At 67.1% G+C, this 16941-nt stretch carries 17 protein-coding genes; 5 read left to right on the top strand and 12 right to left on the bottom strand.

Annotated elements, in window-relative coordinates:
• Window positions 1-106 precede the first annotated feature (106 nt).
• From lepB to RT688_RS19125, 6 genes are all read right to left on the bottom strand, one after another.
• The gene (gene lepB / locus RT688_RS19150; RefSeq protein WP_313706442.1) at window positions 107-778 is read right to left on the bottom strand and encodes a signal peptidase I; all 672 of its coding nucleotides are present in this window, start codon (window positions 776-778) and stop codon (window positions 107-109) included.
• 126 nt (window positions 779-904) lie between these two features.
• Window positions 905-2167: an FCSD flavin-binding domain-containing protein gene (locus tag RT688_RS19145; RefSeq protein WP_313706441.1), complete on the bottom strand. Its 1263-nt coding sequence runs from the start codon at window positions 2165-2167 to the stop codon at window positions 905-907.
• A gap of 16 nt (window positions 2168-2183) precedes the next feature.
• Window positions 2184-3110: a quinoprotein relay system zinc metallohydrolase 2 gene (locus RT688_RS19140; protein ID WP_313706440.1), complete on the bottom strand. Its 927-nt coding sequence runs from the start codon at window positions 3108-3110 to the stop codon at window positions 2184-2186.
• A complete protein-coding gene (locus tag RT688_RS19135) occupies window positions 3111-3887 on the bottom strand; it encodes a quinoprotein dehydrogenase-associated SoxYZ-like carrier (protein WP_313706439.1) in 777 nt (258 codons plus the stop codon).
• Between the two features lie 405 nt (window positions 3888-4292).
• Window positions 4293-4475, bottom strand: coding sequence for a hypothetical protein (locus tag RT688_RS19130; protein WP_313706438.1), 183 nt, complete (start codon window positions 4473-4475; stop codon window positions 4293-4295).
• Complete coding sequence (locus RT688_RS19125) at window positions 4472-5665, bottom strand: PepSY domain-containing protein (RefSeq protein WP_313706437.1); 1194 nt, start codon at window positions 5663-5665, stop codon at window positions 4472-4474. The genes RT688_RS19130 and RT688_RS19125 overlap by 4 nt, the downstream gene beginning before the upstream one ends.
• Before the next feature lie 113 nt (window positions 5666-5778).
• On the opposite strand from RT688_RS19125, the gene RT688_RS19120 reads away from it, so the two are divergent.
• Window positions 5779-7995 carry a TonB-dependent receptor gene (locus RT688_RS19120; RefSeq protein WP_313706436.1) on the top strand — a complete coding sequence of 739 codons (2217 nt, stop codon included), beginning with the start codon at window positions 5779-5781 and terminating at the stop codon, window positions 7993-7995.
• Between the two features lie 114 nt (window positions 7996-8109).
• On the opposite strand, the gene RT688_RS19115 is transcribed toward RT688_RS19120, so the two are convergent.
• The 4 genes from RT688_RS19115 to RT688_RS19100 form a co-directional block, all read right to left on the bottom strand.
• A complete protein-coding gene (locus RT688_RS19115; protein ID WP_313706435.1) occupies window positions 8110-8574 on the bottom strand; it encodes a hypothetical protein in 465 nt (154 codons plus the stop codon).
• A gap of 62 nt (window positions 8575-8636) precedes the next feature.
• On the bottom strand, window positions 8637-9476 hold the full coding sequence (locus tag RT688_RS19110; RefSeq protein WP_313706434.1) for an SDR family oxidoreductase: 840 nt from the start codon (window positions 9474-9476) through the stop codon (window positions 8637-8639).
• Window positions 9473-10393 carry a stomatin-like protein gene (locus tag RT688_RS19105; protein ID WP_313706433.1) on the bottom strand — a complete coding sequence of 307 codons (921 nt, stop codon included), beginning with the start codon at window positions 10391-10393 and terminating at the stop codon, window positions 9473-9475. Before RT688_RS19105 ends, RT688_RS19110 begins: the two co-directional genes overlap by 4 nt.
• 39 nt (window positions 10394-10432) lie before the next feature.
• Window positions 10433-10855 (bottom strand): NfeD family protein, encoded by a 423-nt coding sequence (locus RT688_RS19100; protein WP_313706432.1) that lies wholly within the window; start codon window positions 10853-10855, stop codon window positions 10433-10435.
• Window positions 10856-11139: 284 nt separating this feature from the next.
• Between RT688_RS19100 and RT688_RS19095 the strand changes: the two genes are divergently transcribed.
• Together RT688_RS19095 and RT688_RS19090 are read left to right on the top strand one after the other, a co-directional pair.
• Window positions 11140-11454: a hypothetical protein gene (locus RT688_RS19095; protein ID WP_313706431.1), complete on the top strand. Its 315-nt coding sequence runs from the start codon at window positions 11140-11142 to the stop codon at window positions 11452-11454.
• An 83-nt stretch (window positions 11455-11537) separates the two neighbouring features.
• Window positions 11538-12815 (top strand): divalent metal cation transporter, encoded by a 1278-nt coding sequence (locus tag RT688_RS19090; RefSeq protein ID WP_313706430.1) that lies wholly within the window; start codon window positions 11538-11540, stop codon window positions 12813-12815.
• A gap of 35 nt (window positions 12816-12850) precedes the next feature.
• On the opposite strand, the gene RT688_RS19085 is transcribed toward RT688_RS19090, so the two are convergent.
• On the bottom strand, window positions 12851-13219 hold the full coding sequence (locus RT688_RS19085; protein WP_313706429.1) for a hypothetical protein: 369 nt from the start codon (window positions 13217-13219) through the stop codon (window positions 12851-12853).
• A gap of 358 nt (window positions 13220-13577) precedes the next feature.
• Between RT688_RS19085 and RT688_RS19080 the strand changes: the two genes are divergently transcribed.
• Both RT688_RS19080 and RT688_RS19075 read left to right on the top strand, forming a co-directional pair.
• The gene (locus RT688_RS19080) at window positions 13578-13775 is read left to right on the top strand and encodes a hypothetical protein (RefSeq protein ID WP_313706428.1); all 198 of its coding nucleotides are present in this window, start codon (window positions 13578-13580) and stop codon (window positions 13773-13775) included.
• A gap of 289 nt (window positions 13776-14064) precedes the next feature.
• A complete protein-coding gene (locus RT688_RS19075) occupies window positions 14065-14307 on the top strand; it encodes a hypothetical protein (RefSeq protein WP_313706427.1) in 243 nt (80 codons plus the stop codon).
• A 105-nt stretch (window positions 14308-14412) separates the two neighbouring features.
• Here RT688_RS19075 and ppsA read toward each other — a convergent pair whose 3' ends face one another.
• Window positions 14413-16863, bottom strand: a complete 2451-nt coding sequence (gene ppsA / locus RT688_RS19070; protein WP_313706426.1) for a phosphoenolpyruvate synthase — start codon at window positions 16861-16863, stop codon at window positions 14413-14415.
• Between the last annotated feature and the right edge of the window lie 78 nt (window positions 16864-16941).

Below are 16941 nucleotides of genomic sequence, written 5' to 3'. Positions count from 1 at the left end.
ATTGTAACCCAGGCTGGCGCCAAAAGTTATCTTTTCGAAATTATTTTATGCCAGGTGAATCGCCTTCCGACACGGCGCGCGCGGCATGCCGCGCCGTTATCGCCGTTCAGTCCCCCAACGACATCCCGAAGCGCTCGAAGCGCGGCATCCAGTTACCCAGGGTATCGGCCGAGACCAGCACCCGTTCGGCGCGGCCGATCAGGTGGTCGCGCGGAACGAACCCGATGTAGCGCGAGTCGGCGCTGTTGTCGCGGTTATCGCCCAGCATCAGGTATTGGCCGGCGGGCACCGTCACCGGGCCAAAGTTGCGCATCGGGGTCCTGATCTGCGGGACGAACTGGACCTGGCGCGCGCGGCCATCGATCTCCTCGCGCACGCGCAGCGCCGGGATGCCGGCGTCGCCGAAGGGCTCGACCACCTGCTCGACCGGCCCCCACCCGGCCGCGCGGCCGTTGATGACGAGGCGCTCGTTGCGCAGCTCGACCACGTCGCCGGGAAGCGCCACCAGGCGCTTGATCAGGCGGGTGCCGTCGCGCGGGGAATCGAAAGTGACGACGTCGCCGCGCCGCGGCTCGCCGGTGTGGGCGACGATCTCGTTGGTAAGCGGCACCTTCAGGTCGTAGGCCAGGCGATTCACGAAGACCACGTCGCCTTCCAGCAGGTTCGGGCGCATCGAGGAGGACGGAATCGGGTTCCAGTCCGCGACCGCCGTTCGGAACACGCCGAACAGGCAAAGGAACAGGATGAAACCTTTGTTGGCGCGGATGAGGTCCTTCATGCGGGTCTCCAGGTTGGGTCGATCGGGGTGGTCGATGTCGAGTGTTATACCGGGAGTTCCTTTAAAGATGCTTAAGCCTTCGACAACTTTCGTGAGCGCGCAATCCGCATCACGGCCGCAACCGCGCTAGCCGAGCGTGTCGGTCCAGATCCGCCTTGCCCAGGCTTCGGCATCCCGCCCCTCCTGCAGCGACGGCTGGTCCGACAGGATGCCGGCGGCCACCGCCTCCATGCTCGCCTTCGCCGGATCGTAGCGGTACAGGGTCGAGATGCGCATCGCCTGCCTGTCGTCGACGAAGCTGTAGCAGGTGTTGTCGAAGGCCGGCGCCGGGTCGGGCGCTTCATCGCGCATCAGGGCCACCACGGCGCGCGCGCAGACCTCGGCCTGGGCATTGGCCATGTGGGCCGACTTCGGCAGGCCGGACTCGATCGCGTCGCCGATGACGTGCACGCCGGGCAGGCGCTTCGATGCATAGCTGAGGAAGTCAACCTCGCACCAGCGCCCTGCCGCATCGGCAAGGCCGCTGTCGAGGGCGATCCGCCCTGCGCGCTGCGGCGGAACCAGGTTCAGCACGTCCGACCGGACCGTGTCGAACACGGTGCTGACGGTCTTCGTCGCCGGGTCCACCCGCCGCACTTCGCTGCCGGGCACGTAGTCGATCATGCCCGGGTACAGGTCGCGCCAGGCCCGTTCGAACAGGATGCGTTTCGAGGCGATGACGGGATTGGCGTCGAGCACGACCACCTTCGAGCGTGGCTTGTGCGTCTTCAGGTAGAACGCCACCTGGCAGGCACGCTCGTAGGGCGCGGGCGGACAACGATACGGCTGCGGCGGGATCACGATCGTGAACACCCCGCCGTTCGGCATGGCCACCAGCTGCCGGTGGAGAATGCGCGTTTGCGGACCGGCTTTCCAGGCGTGGGGAAACTGCCGCCGCGCGCGCGCCGGCAGCGGGTAGGCGTCGTAGATGAAATCGATGCCGGGAGCGACGATCAGCCGGTCGTACGGCAGCCGCTCGTCGCGCCCGCCCCGACCCGCTACCACGATGCGGCGCTTATCGGCATCGATCGCCGTCACCCGGCCCTGCACGAAGCGGATGCCATGCGCCTGCCGCAGCGCGTCGTAGCCAAAGGTCAGCTGCTCCAGCGTCTTCTCGCCGGCCAGCACGCGGTTGCTGGCCGGGCAGGAGACCAGTGCGGCGTGCTGGTCGACCAGGGTGACGTCGATGCGCCCGCCGCTCAGGATGCGCACGTACCTGGCCGCGGTCGCGCCGCCGAAGCCGGCGCCGACGACCACGACCCGCCCGCGCCTGGCGGACGGCGCGGCCAGGGCGGAAGCTGCCGGCACGGCCAGGCCCAGGGGCAGGCCGAGAAAGTCACGCCTGCGCATGTTCTGCTTCCATTCGCTACTCCCATTCCAGGGCCGGGTAGACCGCGCTGACGTTGCGCGGGTTGACGGCATCGAAGAGCTGCCAGCGCGCCCGTTCGGACGCCGCCGCCGTTTCCATTGCCGCCGCCATGTCGCCGCCGCCGCGGATGCTGGCCCTGACGTCGCGCAGCAGGACCGTCAGGTAGTCGCGCTGCCGGGCCAGCGCCCGGTTCTTGTCGCGGATGACCGGGCCATGCCCGGGAACCGTGCGGGCGGCGGGCAGCCTGGCCAACTCCTCGCTGGCCGAGAGCCAGCCCGCGACGTCCCCGTCGATGGACGGCGTGCGCTCGACGAAGAGCAGGTCGCCGGTCCACAGCGTGCCGCTGGCGACGTCGAAGACGCTCAGGTCGTTGTCCGTATGCGCGCGCGGCCAGGCGCGCAGTTCCAGCTTGCGCCCGCCCAGGTCCAGGGTCAGGCGGCGCGCCACCGTCTGGTCCGGAGGGATCAGCCTGCTCTGCCCTGCCTGCGCGCCGAACGTGCGCGCCAGGTTGCGCGCATAGGTCGCGCTGCGCGCGCGCATCGCCTGCGGCAGCATGGCGTGCCCGACCAGGCGCGGGGGCGCGGCGGGATCGGCCTCCACAAAGGCGGCATTGCCGAACACGTGGTCTGGATGCACATGGGTATTGATCACGTAGCGGATCGGCAGCCGGGTGATTCTCCGTATCGCTTCGCGCAAGGCCATGCCGACGGCGTAAGAGCCGCCGGTGTCGATGACGGCCACCGCTTCCTGCCCGACCACGAAGCCGATGTTGGCGACGTCGCCGTCGTAGCCGTCCTCGAGATCCTTGTGCTGCCCGACGTGCACCCAGACGCCCGGGGCGATTTGGTCCACCTGCAGCGGCGCCGCGCCGGCCTGGACGCAGGCGCACGCCAGCAGCCAGGCCGCAAGGATCAGGCCCCGCATCTAGCCCCCTACGTCCAGCGCATGGCGAAAGCGGCCGCCTTCGTTGTCGCGGATGGAAACTTGCAGGGCGCCGGGTTCGGGCGCCAGGAAGCTGAACTGGATCGACGGGTCTTCGCTGATGCCGATATAGGTGTCCGCCTTCAGCACAGGCTTGCCGTTGTAGCTGACTTCGATCCGGTCGATGAAGAAGGCGGGCCGGAAGCCATGCGTCGCCAGGTCGCGCTGCAGGCCAGTGTACATCGGATGCTTGACCAGGAGCCTGGCCTTGTTGACGGCGCCCGGCCTGAACGGACCGTCGAGCGCCATCTTCATCTTCCCGGCCGCGGCCATGGCCGCCGCGTTGTCGCCCGCCACCGGACCGCCGCAGCCGCCCGACGCCTTCACGAGCGCCGCATTCACGTAGAACCTGCCGTCGCTCGCTTCGGCAACGACGTGCACGGGCGAGTCGGACTCGAAACGGATGCGGGTCGCGATCTCCGCCTTGCCGCTGTCCGGAGTGAAGTGGAACACCGCCGTCAGCGGCACGGGATTGCCGTCGACGATCAGCGTCACCGACTTGATGTACCGTTGTTCGGTCATCGGGTGGTCGATGCTGAAGGCGAAAGGCACCTGTTCGCCGCTGGGCGCGCGCGCCGGGGCGGTCAGGCGCACGAAATCGGCCGTCTCCAGCTGCTTGCCCGGAAAGTAGGACTGCCGCAGCGCTGCCCAGTTCGCATCCGGCGCCTGGGACGGGGTCTGGGTCTGGGCCGCTGTTGGACCGGGTGGCCATGCCAGCATGGCGAGCGCGAACAGTCGGCATGCAACCCGCGCCACCGGTCGGCGCGTTCTCGTCAAGCCAGGCTGTATCCGGGTGCGGATCGTCGATGTCATGTTCGAAACCAGGGCAGGCAAGGAGAATGCGAACAGCAATGCGTCGTCGGCCACTGCGCGCAACAGAGACGGACCTGCGCGACGGGCATGCGGGCGATACGCTGACACAATGTGACTATAACGCAGGACACCGCCCGGATGAGCGTATTTCATGCTGTTCCAGCAAACTTCTCGAAATAGCAACAGCAAGCCACGCCAGGCGATTCCGCTGCCCGCACGGCAAGGTTCCCGGATGCCTACTGCCGCAACAATGCAGCGACATGCCGGCCGCCGAACCGGCGCTGGAACGCGCCGGCCCGTGTCGCGTCCGGGTCAGCCGCCCTGCTTCCTGCGGCGCAGGCTGAACCAGCCGCCGACCGCCACCGGCGCGCCCAGGGCAAGCGCCGAGACCGTGTCCCAGATGCCGTCGCCGAACAAGGCGCTGACCAGGCCGATGACGGTCAGGACCCCGAGCAGGATGGGCATGCCCCAGAGCGCCATGAAGCGGCCGTTCATCGCGATTCTCCGCTGCGCGCGAGCGCGGGCTGGGCGGCGGGCGCTGCCTTGCTGCCGGCCTCGGCTTGCGCCCTGGCGCCGGCTGTCGCGCCGCGGCCACGCCGGATCCACAGGTAGAGGCCGCTGCCGAGGACGACGATGGTCGCCAGGTCGAGCATGGCCCACAGGAACTTCATCCAGCCGCCGCCGTAGTCGCCGAAGTGCAGCGGCTGCGAGACCAGCAGCGCGGTCAGGTACCAAGGCAGGTCGCGGTGGTCGGTGATGACGCCGGTTTCGGCATCGATCAGCACCGGCTTGTACAGGCGCGACGAAAAGGCCTGGTCGCCGCGCATGAACACGCCATAGTGGTGCGGACTGGCGAAGGGCGTGCCGGGGAAGGCGACGAAGGCGACCTGCATGCCGGGCTCGGCGGCCATCGCCGTTTTCACGGCCGCGTCCATCGAGGCCATGCGTTCGGGCGGTTTCGCGTCCTTGTAGGGCTCGAGCATGGCGGCGATCTCGGTTGCCTGCCAGACCTTCAGCAGCACGTCGGCCAGGGTGTTGACCACCCCGGTGGCGCCGACCACCAGCGCCCAGGTCAGGGTGACGATGCCGAGCAGGTTGTGCAGGTCCAGCCATTTCAGGCGCTTGGTGCGGCCCTCGCGCACGGTGCCGAATTCGAGCTTGCGCATGAAGGGCGCGTACAGCACCACGCCGCTGACGATGGCGACGATCAGGAGCAGGCCCATGAAGCCGAGGAAGAGCATGCCCGGCAGGCCGGCGAACATGTCGACGTGCAGGCGCAGCATGGTCGACATGAAGGCGCCGCCCTCGAAGGCCGGCTCGGCGATGACTTTCGCGGTGCGCGCGTCGACCGCGATCGGCTTGTAGTGCTCGTCGGTCGGGTGGTCGCCCAGGGTCACGTTCCAGATCGCCGGCTCGTCGATCTCCTGCGACATGTACATCATGATCTTGCCCGGGTACAGGGCCTTGCCGGCGGCGATCACGTCGTCGAGGTTGGCGCGCGGCGGGTTCGCCGCGACCTCGGGCGCGAGGGCCGGAACGTCGACGTCGTTGCCCAGCAGGTGGCCGATCTCGTGATGGAAGATCAGCGGCAGGCCGGTCAGGCACAGCAGGAGCATGAAGACGGTGCAGACCAGGCTGCTCCACTTGTGGATCCAGCTCCAGCGGCGCAGGGATTGATTGGACATTGTGGTTCGGGACGGACGATGAGCTGCAGATAATAATGGTTCTCATTTACAGCCGCAAGCTTTGCGCGCATAATAATGAGAACCGTTCTCATCTAACAACAAGACCGCCGCACATGACCTACACGACTTTCCGCCTGACTCCCCTCGCCCTCGGCGCCGCCCTCCTCCTTGCCGGCCACGCCCATGCGCAAAACCAGACTCCAGAACAGGCGACGACGCAGGCCGCAAGCGAGCCCGCGATGCAGACCGTGGTCGTCACCGCCTCGGCCGATGCCTCGGCCCAGGGCTTGCCGAAGGACTACGCCGGCGGCCAGGTCGCGCGCGGCGGCCGCCTTGGCCTGCTGGGCAACGTCGACATCATGGACGCGCCCTTCAACACCACCAACTACACGCATGCGCTGATCCAGGACCAGCAGGCGCGCAGCGTGGCCGACGTGGTGCAGAACGACCCGTCGGTGCGCGTCGCGCGCGGCTTCGGCAACTACCAGGAGCTGTACGTGATCCGCGGCTTCGCGGTGAACTCGGACGACCTGGCCTACAACGGCCTGTACGGCCTGCTGCCGCGCCAGTTCGTCGCTTCCGAGCTGCTGGAGCGGGTCGAGGTCTTCCGCGGGGCGAACAGCTTCGTCAACGGCGCGGCGCCGGGTGGCGGCGGCATCGGCGGCATGATCAACCTGCTGCCCAAGCGCGCCCCGAACGCGCCGCTGAACCAGCTCACGCTGGGCGTCGAATCCGGCGGCCAGGGCTACGCGGCGGCCGACATCGCGCGCCGCTTCGGCCCGGACAATCGCGGCGGCCTGCGCATCAACGCCGTGCGCCGCGACGGCGAGACCGCGATCGACCGCGAGGAGCGCCAGCTGAGCGTGTTCTCGATCGGCGCCGACTGGCGCGGCGACGGCTACCGCGTCTCGGCCGACGCCGGCTACCAGGACCACAAGCTCTACAACGCGCGTCCCAGCGTGACGGTGGACGCGGCCCTGCCGATCGTCGCGGCGCCGGACGCGAGCAGCAACTGGGCCCAGCCCTGGACCGAGTCGAAGGAGCGCGACGTGTTCGGCACCCTGCGCGCCGAGGCCGACCTGGGCGCCAACAGCGTGGCCTGGGCCGCGCTGGGCCTGCGCCGTGGCGACGAGTCGAACATCCTGGCCTCGGCCACCGTGAAGGCGGTGGACGGCAGCGCCAACATGACCCGCTTCGACAACGTGCGCGAGGACGAGGTCAGGACCGGCGAGATCGGCGCGCGCACCGACCTGCGCACCGGTTCCGTGAAACACGGCTTGTCGGCGACGGTCTCGGGCTTCCATTCGGAGTCGAAGAACGCCTACGCGCTGGGCGACTTCGGCGGCTGGTCGACCAACATCTACCGCCCGGTGGACGTGGCGGCGCCGCCGGCGGACGCCTGGGACTTCGGCGGCGACATGAACGATCCCCTGCTGACCCGCAAGACCATCCTGTCGAGCGCGGCGATTGCAGACACCCTGTCGTTCGCGGACGATACCGTGCTGCTGACGGTGGGCGTGCGGCACCAGCGGCTCAAGGATGACGGCTACGACTACGTAACGGGCGCGCAGAGCACGCGATACGAGAAGAGCGCGAATACGCCAGTAGCTGGCCTGGTCTACAAGCCGGCAAAGGGTGTCTCGCTGTACGCGAACTATATCGAAGCGCTGCAGCAGGGCGGGTCGGCCTCGAGCGGCGGTTTCGGTCCGCCGCTGACCAACGAAGGCGTGCCGCTGGCGCCGTATGTCTCGCGCCAGAAGGAAGTCGGCGTCAAGGTCGACGGCGGCAAGCTGGGCGGCAGCGTCGCCCTGTTCACGACCGGCCAGCCGCAGGCCTACGTCCTGGACAATACCTTCGGCACCTTCGGCGAGCAGCGCAACCGCGGCGTCGAGCTGTCGGTGTTCGGCGTGCCGACGAAAGGCCTGCGCCTGCTGGGCGGCGCCACCCTGCTCGACACCGAGCAGCGCAACACCCTGGGCGGCGCCACCGACGGCTACGAGGCGATCGGTGTGCCGGAAATCCAGGTGAACCTGGGCGCCGACTGGGACGTCCCGACCGTGCCGGGCCTGTCGCTGAACGCGCGCGCGGTCTACACGGCGAGCCAGTACGCGGACGTCGCCAACACCCAGAAGGTGCCGTCCTGGGCGCGCCTGGACATCGGCGCCACCTGGACCACGCGAATGATGGACCGCGACGTCACGCTGCGCGCGCGCATCGACAACGTCACCGACAAGAACTACTGGGCGTCCGCGGGCGGCTACCCGGGCTACGGCTACCTGGTCGCCGGCGCGCCGCGCACGCTGGTGGTGTCGGGGTCGATCGACTTCTGAGGAGATCCGTAGGGTGGGCACGCCGTGCCCACGCGGCGATCGTTGCCGGCCACATCACCGCGCTCGAACCGGGAGACGATAGCGATCGACGCGTGGGCGGCCAAGCCGCCCACCCTACGAGAGCACCAGCGCCAGCATCCCGCCCAGCGCCGAGGCCAGCAGCACCAGCAGCAGATAGCCGAAGAAGCGCAACACGCCGCGCAGCTTGCGCCCGCGCGGCCGGCTGCGCGCGATGTACCAGGGAACGGCGAGCGGCGTCAGGAAGATGACCGCGATGCTCAGCCAGCGCGAGCGCGGCCAGCCGCGCTGTTCGCGGTCCAGGCGGAACCAGTAGAAGCTCAGGAAGCTGGACGAGAAACCGGACACGAAAGTCCACAGCAGCAGCGCGGCGCTGTCGTGACCCTCGGTGGCCGCGTCGACCAGGGTCGACACGAACATCAGCGCCAGCAGGGCCAGCGCCGCGCCGCGCGGCGTCAGTACCGGCGCGTAGGCGGGCACGAAAGCCGCAAGTCCCTCGGGACCGGCGACGGCCGCTGCGTTCCATGGCGGCAGGCCGGATCCGGCCTCTTTCTCCATCACGTCCGTCCCTTCACGATGACCCTCGCGCTGGCGTCTGTTCCGCCGGTCGGCGCTGCGTCCGCTCAGCGCGGCCGGTGCTCGTCGGCCAGCGCCGCCAGCGCCATCTTCTCGACCAGGCCGGGAGCCAGCAGTTTCAGGAAACGCCCGACCTTGCCCTTGGCCGTCATGACCACTTCGCGCTTGCGCGCGTCCATGCCGGCGATGATCAGGCGCGCGCATTCCTCGACGCTCATCGCGCCCTCTTCCTTGAGCCCGCTGGCGCCGGCCTCCTCGCCCTGCGCGTTGAAGCCGCGGTAGCGGATGCGCGTCGCGACCACGCCGGGATAGGCCGTCGTCACGCTGACGCCGGCGCCCTTCAGTTCGGCGCGCAGCGCCTCGAAGAAGCCGGTCATGGCGAACTTGGTGGCGCTGTAGGCCGTGCGTCCCGGCACCCCGACCAGCCCCGCCAGCGACGAGACCGCGACGATGCTTCCGCGAGCGGCCTTCAGGTGCGGCAACGCGGCCTGGGTGCACCAGATCGCCCCCCACAGGTTTACCCGCATCAGCTCCTCGTACCAGTCCAGCTCCTCGACTTCCTCGAACAGGGCATGCGCCGAGCGTCCCGCGTTATTCACCAGCACGTCGATGCGCCCGAAGCGCTCCACCGCCGTGATCGCCAGCCGCCGGCACTGGATGCGCACCGAGACGTCGGTCGGCACCACCAGCACCTGCGCCTTGTGGGCCGCGCATTCGGCCGCGACCATGTCCAGTTGCACCGCGTTGCGGGCCGCCAGCACCAGGGCGATCCCGGCCCCTTCACGCGCGGCCAGCTGGCGCGCCATCTCGGCGCCGATGCCGTCCGAGGCGCCGGTGATCACGACCACGCGGGGCGTGGACGCGCGAGGCCCGGAAGCAGCCGTCACTTCTGCGCCTTCACGATCTGCATCGCGCTGGCGATCAGGCCGCTCATCTCGCCGAGGTTGGCCGGCACGATGATCGAGTTGTTGGTCTTGGCCAGCTTGCCGAAGGCGTCGACGTAGTGCTCGGCCACGCGCAGGTTCATCGCCTCGTCGCCGCCCGGCTCGCGGATCGCGGCGCCGACCTGGCGCAGCGCCGCGGCGCTGGCTTCGGCCAGGGCGACGATCGCGCTGGCCTCGCCCTGGGCGCGGTTGATCGCGGCCTGGCGCTCGCCTTCGGAGCGGGCGATCGCCGCTTCGCGCTCGCCGCTGGCGATGTTGATCTGCTCCTGGCGCCGCCCTTCGGAGGCCGCGATCAAGGCCCGCTTCTCGCGCTCCGCGGTGATCTGGCGCTGCATCGCGTGCAGGATCTCGGCCGGCGGCGTCAGGTCCTTGATCTCGTAGCGTAGCACCTTCACGCCCCAGTTCGCGGCCGATTCGTCGATGGCGTTGACGATGGTGGTGTTGATGTGGTCGCGCTCTTCAAACGTCTTGTCCAGCTCCATCTTGCCAATCACCGAGCGCAGCGTGGTCTGGGCCAGCTGGGTAATCGCCTGGATGTAGTTCGACGAGCCGTAGGAGGCGCGCATCGCGTCGGTGACCTGGAAATACAGGATGCCGTCGACCTGGAGCTGGGTGTTGTCGCGCGTGATGCAGACCTGGGGCGGGACGTCCAGCGGGATTTCCTTCAGCACGTGCTTGTAGGCGATGCGGTCGACGAAAGGCACGACGATGTTCAGGCCCGGCGCCAGCACCGCGTGAAACTTGCCGAGGCGCTCGACCACCCAGGCGTGCTGCTGCGGCACGACGTTGATCGTCGTGAACACGAACACCATGGCGATGATGAAGATGACGAGCGCCACCGTACCGAAAGACAGTTCCATGAGCATCCCTTATAGATGAGTTACTTGTATTAGTTATGGTTATGAATTCGCCACGATCAGGCGATTGCCCTGCACTTCGACGATGCGAAAGTCGCCGGCTTCGGCAATGGCGCCGCTGCCCAGCTCCACGTCCCACAGGGCGCCGCGGTACATCACGCGGGCGCGGCCGTTGTTCCAGGCATCCACGGTGACGCGCCCGCCGATGTCGAGGTTGACGTTCCGGTCGCGCGTCGCATGCGTCTTCGCCGGCCGGCCGAAACGGCTGCGGTGCAGGATGCTGGTGGCGACCAGGCCGGTCGCCGCCGCGATCAGGGTCTGCACCGGGCCGGACAGGCCGAGCAGCGCGGCGATGCCGCCGCAGGCCAGGCCGATGGCCATCATCAACAGATAAAACGTTCCCGTAAACAGCTCGGCCACCACCAGGATGCCGGCGCCGACCATCCAGTTCACCCAATCGTCCATGTCGTCGCTTCGATTTCTCAAGGATTGCGGAAAGTGCCGGACAGCCGCTCCGGCGCATTTACGTTTGACAACGCGTTTGCATTGTACCCCGACTTTCGCTGCCCCTTGGCATATCGGCAACGTCTGTTACGCAAGCAGTCACGCCGGCCACGCGCACCGCCGGGCCGGTCCTTATGCCAGGCTTAAACCGCGGCCGGCGCGCGCCAACGGCGTCAACCCGGGGCCGCTTGCGCCGTTAGATCGGGGAGCATCTTGCTCACCCTGGAACCGAACCGGAGATCACCATGACATCCCTATCCAAACTCGCCGGCGCCCTGCTGCTGATGGCGTCCGGCGCTTCGTTCGCCGCCGTGCAAACGACCGCCCATCCGGCCGCACCGGCCCCCGCCACGGCCCATGCCACGACCGCTCCCGCCGGCGCGCCGGCGGCGGCGAAGACCGACCTGAAGGCCGAGAAAAAGCAGATCAAGGAGCACGAGAAGACCGCGCTGGCGGCCTGCAAGACCATGAAGGGCGCGGAAAAAACCGCATGCAAGAAGGAGGCGCACCACAAGGCCTCGGTCGCCATGGCGGACCTGAAAACCCGCAAGCACGGCTGAAGCACCGCTTCCCCCGCGGCTGGCCGGCCGCGGGGCCCTGACCCGGCCGGCGGCGGCGCGCCGGCGCACTTTCGCGCACGCCCATGCCACGCACGCTGCCGCGTCGTCTCGTCGACAACGCCACCCTGAAGTCGCTGGGCCCCGGCCTGATCACCGGCGCGGCCGACGACGACCCGTCCGGCATCGCCACCTATTCGCAGGCCGGCGCACAACTCGGCTTCAACGCCCTGTGGACGCTGGTGCTCACCTATCCGTTCATGGTCGGCATCCAGCTGGTCTCGGCGCGCATCGGGCGCGTCACCGGCGTGGGCCTGGCCGCCAACATCCGCCGTGCCTACCCACCCTGGCTGCTGTACGCGGTCGTCGCCCTGCTGCTGGCGGCCAACGTGATCAACATCGCGGCCGACATCGCCGCCATGGGCGAAGCGCTGCGTCTCGTGACCGGGTTCGGCTCGGCGCATGTCTACGCGGTGGGCTTTGGCTTGCTGTGCCTGCTGCTGCAGGTCGCCCTGCCCTATGCCGCCTACGTGCGCTACCTGAAATGGCTGACCCTGGCCCTGCTGTCGTACGTCGCCACCGCCTTCGCCGTGCATCTCGACTGGGCCGAGGTCCTGGCGCGCACCGTGTGGCCGCACCTCCGCTTTACCCGCGATTCGGTGGCGCTGGTGGTCGCCGTCTTCGGCACCACGATCAGTCCCTACCTGTTCTTCTGGCAGGCCTCGCAGGAGGTCGAGGAGATCCGCAGCGCCCCGCAGGCGCGCGCCCTGCGCACCCGTCCGCCGGACGCGGCCCGCCAGCTCGCACGCATCAAGACCGACACCCTTACCGGCATGGGCTTTTCGAACCTGGTCGCCTTCTTCATCATGCTGACGACGGCGGCGACGCTGGGCGCGCACGGCATCACCGACATCGTGTCGTCCAGCCAGGCGGCCGCGGCCTTGCGGCCGCTGGCCGGCGATTTCGCCTTCCTGGCCTTCGCGCTGGGCATCGTCGGCACCGGCATGCTGGCGGTCCCGGTGCTGGCCGGATCGGCCGCCTATGCCGTCACCGAGAGCTTCCACTGGCGCAACGGCATGGACCTGAAGCTGATGGAGGCGCGCCGTTTCTACGCGATCGTCGCGCTGGCGACACTGGGCGGCGCCCTGCTCGACTTCGCGCCGATCGACCCGATCGCGGCCCTGGTGCTGTCGGCCCAGATCAACGGCGTGATCGCGGTGCCGATCATGATCGTCATGATGCTGCTGGCGCATAACCGCAAGATCATGGGCAGCTACACGCTCAGCCTGCGCCACACCGTGGTCGGCTGGTGCGGCATCGCCGTCATGCTGGCGGCTGCCGTGGCCATGCTGCTGCCCGCCTGAGCCCGGGCGACGGTCGGGCCAGGGGGCCGGCGCGTTCAGCCGGCGTTGGCGCGCTTGCGGATGATAGGCGAACCGTTGTTGCCGGCCGCGCAGGCGCGGGTGCAGCGCTGGTATTTGTCGTCGCAGATGCCCAGTTGCTGGGCGCGCCGGTGCTGCTGGCCGCTGCGCTCGAGGGCCAGGTTGCCGGTCGAGGTCACGGCGCCTTGCGCGGTGCGCGCCAGCGGGTTGGTTTCCTCGTTCTTCAACAGCAGGACGGCCTCGTCGCCGGACGCCTTGCCGGTATTGGCCGTGCATTGCGTCCGCGCGGTATCGCATTCGGCCTTGCAGAAGCCGGTGTCCTGCGCCACGGCGGCGCCCGCCAGGACCAGACCGAGCAAAGCGACAACGCTGAATAAAGCTTTCATTTCCATTCCTTTCTCGCACAAAAAAAGCTCGCCACCATGCCAGGCAAACGAGGCAGTCGAAAATCTCACGATCTCGATCGCCGAGTCAATCGATTTATCATGGCCCCGAAATGACGGAAACTTCCGGCGCAAAAACTGGCGGCACCGGTTTGCGTATGCGGGCCGGATAAAATCAGGCATTTTCGGCGAAATACCATTGAATTGATGCATTGCAAGATGTTTCCTGGTTTTTCCTGTGCTAGTGTCAATACGCGTCGAATATGGAAGCTTCCACCATGTATTGCTAGTGATGAATCCCATTCGGCGACCACAACAGGCGAATCGGCTGCGATTCGCGCCATTCAATTACGGAGACAACATGAATCGAAAAATCGCGATGTTCCTGTTCGCCATCGGTCTTGCCGCATCGGCCAACGCAGGACATCTGGGGGGATATATGGATGAGACCGCCTGCCGCGAGTATTGCGAAATGCAATACAAGAACTGCGAAGCCGAAGGCGGCGCCGATTGCCAGTACGCCCAGTACGGGTGCTGGAGCGATTGCATGCACGTTTGACGAAGGGCCATGGCGTCGTATGCGGCGCCATGAAAACGCCGAACGCCAGATCCAACCCGGCGGGCAACCGTCCGGCGGGTTGATGGGCACGAAACGAATGTCGTTGCAGCCATATCGGCAATGCCGATACGCGATCCCGGCTATGCACAGGGAATAATATCGCGTCTTTTTAGGCTGAAAAGCCGGAATTAATGCACTGCAAGATGTTTTCCGGTTTCTCCTGTGATAAGGTCGTTACACATCGGATGACGCGCTTTAACAATAGCTCGTATCGGGCACACCTCATTCGATGGATTACAACGAGCGAATCGCCCGATTCGCACCATTGATCACCGGAGACAAAATGAATCGAAAAATTGCACTGTTCCTGTTCACCCTTGGCCTGGCCGCCAGCGCCGGCGCAACGCATATGGATGATCTCGCATGCCGCGAGTACTGCGCGTTCGAACGCCAGAACTGCGAAACCGAAGCTGCAGGCAACAACTGCCTGCTGGTCGAGCGCCAGTGCCTGATGGAGTGCCGTCACGTCTGATGCAGGGCCCGCATGACGGTATGCGCCGCCATGCAAGGGGTAAGGCAATAAAAAAACCCGCCGGCCGCGAGGCCGACGGGTTTTTTCGTTGCGGGTCGCCGCGGATTACATCGACGCCAGCTTCTGCCAGGTCTCGATCACCGAGTCGGGATTGAGCGACATCGATTCGATGCCCTGCTCCATCAGCCAGACCGCGAAGTCCGGGTTGTCCGACGGGCCCTGGCCGCAGATGCCGATGTACTTGCCCTGCGCGCGGCAGGCCTTGATGGCGAGGCTCAGCATGGCTTTCACGGCCGGGTCGCGCTCGTCGAAGTCCTTGGCCAGGAGCTCCATGCCGGAGTCGCGGTCCAGGCCCAGGGTGAGCTGGGTCAGGTCGTTCGAGCCGATCGAGAAGCCGTCGAAGTACTGCAGGAACTGCTCGGCCAGGATGGCGTTCGACGGCACTTCGCACATCATGATGACGCGCAGGCCGTTCTCGCCGCGCTTCAGGCCGTACTTCGCCAGCAGCTCGATGACCTTCTCGGCCTGGCCCAGGGTACGTACGAACGGGATCATGAGCTCGACGTTGGTCAGGCCCATCTCTTCGCGCACGCGCTTCATGGCCAGGCATTCCATCTCGAACGATTCGGCGAAGTCCTCGGCAAGGTAGCGCGCGGCGCCGCGGAAGCCCAGCATCGGGTTCTCTTCGTCCGGCTCGTAGCGCGAACCGCCGATCAGCTTCTTGTACTCGTTCGACTTGAAGTCGGACAGGCGCACGATGACGGGCTTCGGCCAGAAGGCGGCGGCAATCGTCGCCACGCCTTCGGCCAGCTTGTCGACGTAGAAGGCCTTCGGCGAAGCGTGGCCGCGCGCGACCGACTCGACCGCCTTCTTCAGGTCGGCGTCGATGTTCGGGTACTCGAGGATGGCCTTCGGGTGCACGCCGATGTTGTTGTTGATGATGAATTCCAGGCGCGCCAGGCCGACACCGCCGTTCGGCACCGACTGGAAATCGAAGGCCAGCTGCGGGTTGCCGACGTTGAGCATGATCTTGGTCTTGAGCGGCGGCAGTTCGCCGCGCGAGACTTCGGTGACCTCGGTTTCCAGCAGGCCGTCGTAGATCTTGCCTTCGTCGCCTTCGGCGCAGGAGACGGTAACGAAGGTGCCGTCCTTCAGCGCCTCGGTCGCGTCGCCGCAGCCGACGACCGCCGGCACGCCCAGTTCACGGGCGATGATGGCCGCGTGGCAGGTGCGGCCGCCGCGGTTGGTGACGATGGCCGAGGCGCGTTTCATGACCGGCTCCCAGTTCGGGTCGGTCATGTCGGCCACCAGCACGTCGCCCGGCTGCACGCGCTCCATTTCCGACGGGTCGGTGATGACGCGCACCGGGCCGGCGCCGATCTTCTGGCCGATCGCGCGGCCGCTGGTCAGTACGGTGCCGGTGCCCTTCAGCGAGAAGCGCTGCTGGGCATCGGTGGCCTTCTGCTGCGACTTCACCGTTTCCGGACGCGCCTGCAGGATGTAGAGCTTGCCGTCGCGGCCGTCCTTGCCCCACTCGATGTCCATCGGGCGGCCATAGTGGTTCTCGATGATGACGGCGTACTTGGCCAGCTCGACCACCTCGGCATCGGTCAGCGAGTAACGGTTGCGCAGCTCGATCGGCACGTCGACGGTGCGCACCGAACGGCCGGCCTTGGCTTCCTCGGTGAATTCCATCTTGATCAGTTTCGAGCCGATGTTGCGGCGGATGACGGGCGACTTGCCCTGCTCGAGCATCGGCTTGTGGACGTAGAACTCGTCCGGGTTGACCGCGCCCTGCACCACGGTCTCGCCCAGGCCGTAGCTGGAGGTGATGAAGACCACGTCCTTGAAGCCGGACTCGGTGTCGATGGTGAACATGACGCCGGCCGCGCCGGTGTCCGAGCGGACCATGCGCTGCACGCCGGCCGACAGCGCCACTTCGGCGTGGGTGAAGCCCTTGTGCACGCGGTAGGAGATCGCGCGGTCGTTGTAGAGCGAGGCGAAGACGTGCTTCATCGCTTCGAGGATGTTGTCGATGCCGACCACGTTCAGGAAGGTCTCCTGCTGGCCTGCGAAGGACGCGTCGGGCAGGTCCTCGGCGGTGGCCGACGAGCGCACGGCGAAGGACATTTCGGTGTCGGAATCGGCGACCAGGCGCTCGTAGTAGGCGCGGATTTCCTGCTCCAGGCGCGGCTGGAACGGGGTGTCGTCGATCCACTGGCGGATTTCCTGGCCGGCGGCGGCGAGCGCGCGCACGTCGTCGATGTCCAGGCCTTCCAGGCGGGTGGCGATGCGGTCGGCCAGCGACGCAGTTTGACCACCGGCGCCGTCGATCGAATGGCCGAGGAAATCGCGGAAGGCCTGGGCCGTGGTGGCGAAGCCGGTCGGCACGCGCACGCCGGCTTCGGCAAGCTGGCTGATCATTTCGCCGAGCGAGGCGTTCTTGCCGCCGACCGATTCGACATCGGTCATGCGCAGGTTTTCGAACGAGGCAACGTACACGCCATTGCCCTGTTCAGGCTCCTTCAATGATGCTGCTTGAGACAGGTTAGTCATGGTAAAACACCCTTACTTGATGATAGAAATCTGTCGGGCAAGCGCTGGGCAGAGGGCGCGTGTTTTCTTGTTATTCTG

Origin of the sequence: Massilia sp., from assembly GCF_032106685.1 — a bacterium.
Taxonomy (GTDB): domain Bacteria; phylum Pseudomonadota; class Gammaproteobacteria; order Burkholderiales; family Burkholderiaceae_D; genus Telluria.
Note: the sequence above shows the minus strand (reverse complement) of the source record. Positions and strands in the feature narration are given on the sequence as shown.

What these genes read in the sequence shown, in the direction of transcription:
- lepB (WP_313706442.1), bottom strand. Translation starts at nt 778, where the DNA reads ATGAAGGACCTCATCCGCGCCAACAAAGGTTTCATCCTGTTCCTTTGC.
- RT688_RS19145 (WP_313706441.1), bottom strand. Translation starts at nt 2,167, where the DNA reads ATGCGCAGGCGTGACTTTCTCGGCCTGCCCCTGGGCCTGGCCGTGCCG.
- RT688_RS19140 (WP_313706440.1), bottom strand. Translation starts at nt 3,110, where the DNA reads ATGCGGGGCCTGATCCTTGCGGCCTGGCTGCTGGCGTGCGCCTGCGTC.
- RT688_RS19135 (WP_313706439.1), bottom strand. Translation starts at nt 3,887, where the DNA reads ATGCTGGCATGGCCACCCGGTCCAACAGCGGCCCAGACCCAGACCCCG.
- RT688_RS19130 (WP_313706438.1), bottom strand. Translation starts at nt 4,475, where the DNA reads ATGAACGGCCGCTTCATGGCGCTCTGGGGCATGCCCATCCTGCTCGGG.
- RT688_RS19125 (WP_313706437.1), bottom strand. Translation starts at nt 5,665, where the DNA reads ATGTCCAATCAATCCCTGCGCCGCTGGAGCTGGATCCACAAGTGGAGC.
- RT688_RS19120 (WP_313706436.1), top strand. Translation starts at nt 5,779, where the DNA reads ATGACCTACACGACTTTCCGCCTGACTCCCCTCGCCCTCGGCGCCGCC.
- RT688_RS19105 (WP_313706433.1), bottom strand. Translation starts at nt 10,393, where the DNA reads ATGGAACTGTCTTTCGGTACGGTGGCGCTCGTCATCTTCATCATCGCC.
- RT688_RS19100 (WP_313706432.1), bottom strand. Translation starts at nt 10,855, where the DNA reads ATGGACGATTGGGTGAACTGGATGGTCGGCGCCGGCATCCTGGTGGTG.
- RT688_RS19095 (WP_313706431.1), top strand. Translation starts at nt 11,140, where the DNA reads ATGACATCCCTATCCAAACTCGCCGGCGCCCTGCTGCTGATGGCGTCC.
- RT688_RS19090 (WP_313706430.1), top strand. Translation starts at nt 11,538, where the DNA reads ATGCCACGCACGCTGCCGCGTCGTCTCGTCGACAACGCCACCCTGAAG.
- RT688_RS19085 (WP_313706429.1), bottom strand. Translation starts at nt 13,219, where the DNA reads ATGAAAGCTTTATTCAGCGTTGTCGCTTTGCTCGGTCTGGTCCTGGCG.
- RT688_RS19080 (WP_313706428.1), top strand. Translation starts at nt 13,578, where the DNA reads ATGAATCGAAAAATCGCGATGTTCCTGTTCGCCATCGGTCTTGCCGCA.
- RT688_RS19075 (WP_313706427.1), top strand. Translation starts at nt 14,065, where the DNA reads ATGGATTACAACGAGCGAATCGCCCGATTCGCACCATTGATCACCGGA.
- ppsA (WP_313706426.1), bottom strand. Translation starts at nt 16,863, where the DNA reads ATGACTAACCTGTCTCAAGCAGCATCATTGAAGGAGCCTGAACAGGGC.